At 33.4% G+C, this 566-nt stretch carries 1 protein-coding gene; it reads right to left on the bottom strand.

All coding sequences use genetic code 11. The annotated features are described in order from the left end of the window. Positions 1-566: hypothetical protein (locus tag HNS40_RS22695; protein WP_216664213.1), on the bottom strand; the 566-nt coding region annotated here is incomplete at both ends.

The following is a 566-nucleotide window of genomic DNA, read 5'->3' as shown; positions in this document are numbered from 1 at the left end:
CTTAAATCGTGAAAAATGTTGAGTTTGGTGTCTTCTAATTCAGCACTTGCAATGCCATCAGTATCTAAAACTCCTATAGAATATTTACCATTTGCTGTATTTTGAAATCCTAGCTGAATAATATCAGATTCTGGACGAATATCAATAGATAACTTATCAATATTTGATAGTGAATAGATTTGAGATAAGTTTTCTGTATTACTAAGAATTTTAAAAGCATCTTTATCTAATTCAAAATCATCTGAGCTTTCTTCTTTAAAGGCAATGACTAGTTTGTCTTTATATCCATTAGATTGTGTATAAACTATTATACCATTTTCAATAGTTTGTTTAGCTTTCTCAAAACCATCAGCTCCATCATGAGTTCTCATAGAGTTTGTTAAAGTAAATGTTCCAGAACTACTAGGTAATACGAAGAAACCTTGACATGGTGCAGCATATCTGGAGCCTAAACCAAATCCTCCTGTAGCAGGATAAGCTACATAAGCTGTTCCATTCCATGTATACTTTGCACCGTAGCCACTCACTAAATCCCAATCAATAGAAGAAGGGTAGGGGTTTCCTAC

This window comes from Lentimicrobium sp. S6 (assembly GCF_013166635.1).
GTDB lineage: Bacteria > Bacteroidota > Bacteroidia > Bacteroidales > UBA12170 > UBA12170.
The sequence above is the reverse complement of the archived record's forward strand: the minus strand, read 5'-3'. Positions and strand labels throughout refer to the sequence as shown.